Source organism: Microbacterium sp. SCN 71-21 (assembly GCF_001725695.1).
In the GTDB taxonomy this organism is placed as follows: domain Bacteria; phylum Actinomycetota; class Actinomycetes; order Actinomycetales; family Microbacteriaceae; genus Microbacterium; species Microbacterium ginsengisoli.
The window spans coordinates 1-5,346 of sequence record NZ_MEGA01000116.1 but is presented as its reverse complement, the minus strand read 5'-3'; the positions used below and the strand labels follow the sequence as shown (position 1 = coordinate 5,346).

Annotated in this window: 8 protein-coding genes and 1 tRNA gene; 6 read left to right on the top strand and 3 right to left on the bottom strand. The window is 70.1% G+C overall.

Annotation, left to right across the window (positions count from 1 at the left end):
- The 3 genes from ABT08_RS12790 to ABT08_RS12780 all read left to right on the top strand — a co-directional run.
- A partial coding sequence (locus ABT08_RS12790) for a MoaF C-terminal domain-containing protein (protein ID WP_502685893.1) occupies positions 1–873 on the top strand: 873 nt, incomplete at its 5' end.
- Between the two features lie 20 nt (positions 874–893).
- Positions 894–1,286, top strand: coding sequence for a nuclear transport factor 2 family protein (locus ABT08_RS12785; protein ID WP_056210221.1), 393 nt, complete (start codon positions 894–896; stop codon positions 1,284–1,286).
- Positions 1,283–2,092, top strand: a complete 810-nt coding sequence (locus ABT08_RS12780) for an aldo/keto reductase (RefSeq protein ID WP_056519148.1) — start codon at positions 1,283–1,285, stop codon at positions 2,090–2,092. The genes ABT08_RS12785 and ABT08_RS12780 overlap by 4 nt, the downstream gene beginning before the upstream one ends.
- 110 nt (positions 2,093–2,202) lie before the next feature.
- Here ABT08_RS12780 and ABT08_RS12775 read toward each other — a convergent pair whose 3' ends face one another.
- From ABT08_RS12775 to ABT08_RS12765, 3 genes are all read right to left on the bottom strand, one after another.
- Positions 2,203–2,646 (bottom strand): nuclear transport factor 2 family protein, encoded by a 444-nt coding sequence (locus tag ABT08_RS12775; protein ID WP_056210226.1) that lies wholly within the window; start codon positions 2,644–2,646, stop codon positions 2,203–2,205.
- 19 nt (positions 2,647–2,665) lie between these two features.
- Positions 2,666–2,737, bottom strand: a tRNA-Arg gene (locus tag ABT08_RS12770).
- 24 nt (positions 2,738–2,761) lie between these two features.
- Positions 2,762–3,376, bottom strand: coding sequence for a TetR/AcrR family transcriptional regulator (locus tag ABT08_RS12765; RefSeq protein WP_045246100.1), 615 nt, complete (start codon positions 3,374–3,376; stop codon positions 2,762–2,764).
- 199 nt (positions 3,377–3,575) lie between these two features.
- Here ABT08_RS12765 and ABT08_RS12760 point away from each other — a divergent pair, with 199 nt between their 5' ends.
- The 3 genes from ABT08_RS12760 to ABT08_RS12750 all read left to right on the top strand — a co-directional run.
- Positions 3,576–4,172 (top strand): DUF6230 family protein, encoded by a 597-nt coding sequence (locus tag ABT08_RS12760; protein ID WP_045246099.1) that lies wholly within the window; start codon positions 3,576–3,578, stop codon positions 4,170–4,172.
- 47 nt (positions 4,173–4,219) lie between these two features.
- The gene (locus ABT08_RS12755) at positions 4,220–4,708 is read left to right on the top strand and encodes a DUF6114 domain-containing protein (RefSeq protein WP_288115204.1); all 489 of its coding nucleotides are present in this window, start codon (positions 4,220–4,222) and stop codon (positions 4,706–4,708) included.
- A partial coding sequence (locus ABT08_RS12750; protein WP_288115203.1) for a hypothetical protein occupies positions 4,705–5,346 on the top strand: 642 nt, incomplete at its 3' end. The genes ABT08_RS12755 and ABT08_RS12750, both read left to right, overlap by 4 nt.

The window sequence follows — 5,346 nt, the reverse complement described above, 5'->3', positions numbered from 1 at the left end:
CCTCATCCCCTCCCCCTCACCCACTCTCACCGGAGGTCACTGATGTCCCATTCCGAGAACGTCACCGTCTCGCGCACGACCCACGATGCCGACCAGGGCACGTGGAAGTCATACGACGACTTCGCGACCGGAATCGACACTTATCGGATGCCGCAGGCCGACCTCGCCGGACGATCGATCGCCTGGGAGTTCGACGGCGGCATCGGTCTCGCCGTGGACGTCCTGGCCGATGGCACCGCCCGGTGGCGGTCGGCAGCCCTTCTGAGCACACCGGATGGCACGGTGGACCCGTACGACGCGGTGCGTGTGCGCGACGACGTGGTGTTCTTCAACCTGCCCCTCACGTCGCGGTCTCAGGACGCGATCACGGTGTTCTGGTCGGAGACGACCGGTCGCGCACTGATCATCCACTCCGTGATCGGCGAGCCGCGACCGGGAATGCCGCAGGTGCAGCAGACGATCGCCGCGGGGCGTGTCGTCGGACAAGATGTGACGGGGGTGAAGCCCGCGCCGTCGCGCGATCTGATCGGCTTCCGCGAGCTCGTGCGCTACAGCCCCGTGCACCTGTACGAGCACGTGTTCCTCTCGAGCGAGCGCTACTGCTGGCAGTGCCTCCACGGCGAGCAGCGCGGGCACGGCGACGTCGACATGTCGTCGGTGTGGAAGTTCGACGACTCCGGCCTCTACCTGTTCACGTTCCGCGAGTTCGTGATCCCGGTCGCGAGCGTCTGGCTGCACGACCTCGGCTACGCGCTGCGCACGACGGGGATCTTCCTCGGCACCGCGCCCGGCGGCGGCGCCGACCACCGCCTCGCGGGCGGCCACATCTATCCGCTCGGCAACGTCGTGTACCCCGACGTCGAGCCCGTCTGACCCACCGAAAGGACACCCGCATGAGCCGCGCTCACGACATCATCACGCGACACTACGAGGCCAGCGCCGGCGGCGATCTCGCCGGGATGCTCGCCCCCATCGAGCCCGACACGACCTGGACCGAGGCGGCCGGGTTCCCGCGTGCGGGCACCTACGTCGGCCCCGACGCCGTGCGCGTCCACGTGTTCGACGCACTCGCCCGCGACTTCGACGGCTATCGCTTCGACCTCGACGAGCTCGTCGACGCGGGCGATGTGCAGGTCGGCATCGGCACGTACTCGGGCACCTTCCGCGAGACGGGGCGCCCGTTCACCGCGCGGGTCGCGCACATCTGGCGGCTGGCATCCGACCGGGTGGTCAGCTTCGAGCAGATCGTCGACAGCGCGCAGGTTCGGACAGCGATGACGCCATGAGCGCACCCGCCCGTCCCGCCTCGGCGAGCATCCCCCCGATCGGACTGGCGGTCGCGGGCGTGCGGGGCAGCGGCGGCATCCATGTCGTCTCAGCGGCGATCGACGACGGCTTCCGCCTGATCGTCACCGACCCTGACTACGACAACGACGGCACGGTCGGCGCGGCGATTGCCGCGGCAGCCGTCCCGCGTGATCTCGTCACGGTCGCGACCCGGCTGCCCGCGAGTCGCACGAGCGCGAACGAGGCGACGAAGTTCGTCGAGGAGTTTCTGCTGCGCACCCAGCTGGAGCACATCGATCTCATGCTGGTGCCGTGGATCGGGGCGGCGCGCTCGCTGGCGGCCTGGCACTCTCTCGCGAAGGCCCGGGTGCGAGGCCTCGTCAGCCGCGTGGGTGTCGCGGGGTTCGGCGCGGCGGAGAGTGACGCCCTTCTCGAGGCGACCGGAGATCGGCCGGCCGTCGACAAGATCGTCGTGCACCCGCTCGCTCCCCAGCGCGAGTTGCGGCGCGACCTCGATGGCCGAGGCGTCAGGGTGCTCGCCGCGCATCCGACGGGCCTCGGAGACGGGATGCTGCGGCATCCGGTGCTCGTGCGCGCCGCACGCGAGGAGGGTCTCACCCCGGCGCAGCTGGCGATCGCCTGGTCGGCGGCTCGGGGGATGATCCCGCTGCCGACGGCGAGATTCCCGGCCCGGCAACGCGAGAACCTCGCCGCGCTCGATCGACCGCTGGCGGAGTCGACGCTCGCCGTCATCGACCGCGTGTGCCCCGACGGCCCGTCGCGGATCGAGACGATCGCCGGGTGAGCGGCGCCGGGGTCGTCGCGCAGTGAGGGTTCGCATCGCAACCTCGCTGGTGAACCCGCCGCAGCGCGCGAGGTATGCGGCATCCCCATGGCGGATGCCGCGGCCCCGCGTCAGCCGCCGAGAGCCGTGACGACGGCGAGCGAGTCCACGTAGTCGCGCCAGCCGACGATGCGTCGATCGACGAGGGTGACGACGGAGCAGAACCGGTTGTCGTGCGCGCGGCCCGCCGCCGTGCGTCCGTGCACCTCGTATTCGAGCGTCACGACGCCACGGTCGGCGTCGTGCGCGACCTGCAGCCCGTCGGCCCGCTCGATCTGCATGTCGTAGCCGGCGAACCAGTCCATGTAGGCCGCGCGCCCGCGGATGACGGGCCCGAACCCGGCGAAGACGTAACGGAACTCGAACTCGGCGTCCTCCGCCACGGCGTCGCAGAAGTGCTCACCGTCGACGAGATCACCCAGCCCCTCCCGCACGACCGCGTAGAACGGATCGGCGTTCGGCCGGAACGCAGGGTGCGAGCGGTCGGCGGGTTCGTGGTGGTGCGGCAGGGTCATGCGGACCTCTTTTCGGCGGTGCCCCTGGAGGGACTCGAACCCCCAACCGTTTCCTTAGGACGGAACTGCTCTTCCATTGAGCTACAGAGGCTGGCCCTCCGAGTCTAGCGGCGCCTCACCCGCCGGATTCGGATGCCGCGGCCCCCTGTGCGGCCGCGACGACGCCTTCCACGCTCTGCTCCAGGAACGCCACGATCTGCTCGACCGGGGTGCCGGTGCCGAGGGCGAGGTCGAGGAGCACTTCCTGGGCGAACACGACCCAGGAGTGGAGGGCGACCCGCAGCATCCGGGTGTCGCGATAGCCGAGCTCGCCGTAGACCTCCAGCAGGCGGGCGGCCTGCGCATCGCGGGCTTCGTCGACCACCCGGCTCGCCTCGGCGTCGCGGCTCGACGACCCGCGCACCAGGGAGGCGAAGACGCCGCTGTGCTCGCGCACGAACATGACGATGCGGGTGAGGGTGTCGTGCAGGCGCTCCCGCGGGGCGAGGTCGCGGCGCGGGGTGGTCGCGTGCAGCATGCCGTCGCGGGCGAGGGTGACGACGTCGCGGTGCAGGCCCTGCTTCGAGCCGAAGTAGTGGAAGACGAGGCCGCGGGAGACGCCGGCCTGCTCGGAGAGCACCTCGATGGTCAGCTCGTCGAGGGGGCGCGTGGCGAGGAATGCCACACCGAGGGCGGTGAGCTGCTCCCGTCGCTCCTCGGGCGTCAACCGCGTACGACGCACCCCGACCATGGCTATGACCATACTGTCGACACCTCCCCTCCTCCGGGCGCGCCATCGGCGTCGCACCCGGACTGTGAGGACTTTCTCACCAACGCGTCCACCTTATTGACAATTAGTCAATGGTGTCTATCATCGTGTCAGAACCACCCGCAGCACAGCCGCTGCACCCCGCAGCAATGACGCTGCACCTCACCCCCCGGAGGACACAATGAAGTTCCGCAACATCGCGCGCTCGCGCGCAGGACGTATCGCCATCGTCGCCGTCCCGGTCGCCGTCGTCACCTCGGTGCTCGCCGGCGGCGTCGCCCAGGGCCAGGTGCCCGTCTCGTTCTCGGTCTCGGGCAGCTCGTTCCAGATCTCCGCCACCGAGCTCGCCGGCACTGGCTTCTCCCAGTACTCGGGCGTCGCCACCGACGCGAAGGGCGGCCAGCACAGCGTCGCGATCGCCAACATCAAGTCGGCGTCGCTCACGGCGCTCTGCCAGGCCGTCATCACCGACACCCCGCTCGGCAAGGTGGGCCTGCTGGTCACCGCCGGCGGCGAGGGCACCCCTGCCACCGCGACCGACCTGCAGATCGGCATGACCGACCTCAAGGGCGACTCGTCGTTCGGCAACATCCGCATCGGCGTCGACGCCTCGCAGGTGAACACGAACGCGAAGGGCACGGCGGGCGAGTTCGCCCAGGACGCCGACACCATCACGATCAAGAACCTGCAGCAGATCGCGTGGAGCACCCAGGCGGGCGTCTTCAACCTCGCCAACATGCACGTGCAGATCACCGACGGGTCGAAGGGCTGCTTCTGAGCAGCCCCATGACCACCGTTCCTCGAACCCGATCGGAGGCTGCTGCCATGTCCACTCGACGTGCCCGCTTCGCCGCCTGGTCCCGCCGGCGGCCCCTCGTCGGCGCGATCCTCATCGCTGTCGGCGGCGTGGAGATGTTCTTCTCCGGTCAGCTCGACCTCGGCAACATCCAGGTGCAGCTCGGCTTCTCGGGGCTGCAGGCGACCATCATCCCGGTCGCCCTGGTGCTGCTGGGCGTGCTGATCGTCGCGATGCCCATGCATCGCATCTTCTACGGTGTGATCGCTCTGGCGATCTCGATCTACTCACTCGTCGGCGTCAACCTCGGCGGCTTCATCATCGGGATGGTGGTCTCCACCGTCGGTGGCGTGATCGCCGTGTCATGGGTGCCCGCCGACGGTGAGCGTCGCCTGCGCCGCCGCGAGGCGAAGCGGGCCACCCGCCAGGACGAGGAGGCTGCGGCGGAGGAGGGCGATGCGGACGGCGCCACCGCCGATCTGACGATCGACGAGATCACGGCGGCGAGCCCATCATGATCCGCCATCGCCTTGCCATCGCGGCCGCCGCGGTGGTCGGATGCCTCGTGGTCGGCGCCGCGACCGTCGGTGCCGCCCGCTCCCCCGAAGCCCCGACCGGCCTGTGCATCCCACTGCTGATGAACTGCAGCACGCCGACGCCGACGCCGACCCCGTCGCCGTCGCAGACCTCGGGCAGCTTGCTGCCGGGTCTGCCGTCACTGCCGGGTCTCGGCGGCGGATCCACCTCACCGACGACGCCGACCTCCCCGGGCACGCCCACCACCCCGACGCAGACCAACGCGTCATGGGGACAGGCGATCTTCGACCAGGGCGCACCGACCCTCACGAAGTACCCGGCGCAGCTGGGCGCGCAGGGTCTCTCGTTCACGGGGCTCAAGGGCATCGCACTCGTCACGGTGCGCACGGTCGACGGAACGCTCGAGCCGGCCATCCGCATCAGCGCCGACTCGGTCACGGTGCAGGGCTTCTCGCTCACGGTGCGCCAGTTCACCGGCCCGTCGCTCGCGACCACCGCCGACAGCATGACGCTCAGCGGCGACGCCCAGGTCTACCTGAGCTCACTGACGGCCGTGCTGCCGACGGGTCAGGCCATCACGATCGGGCAGGACACGCCGCCACCCGCCGACGGCATCACC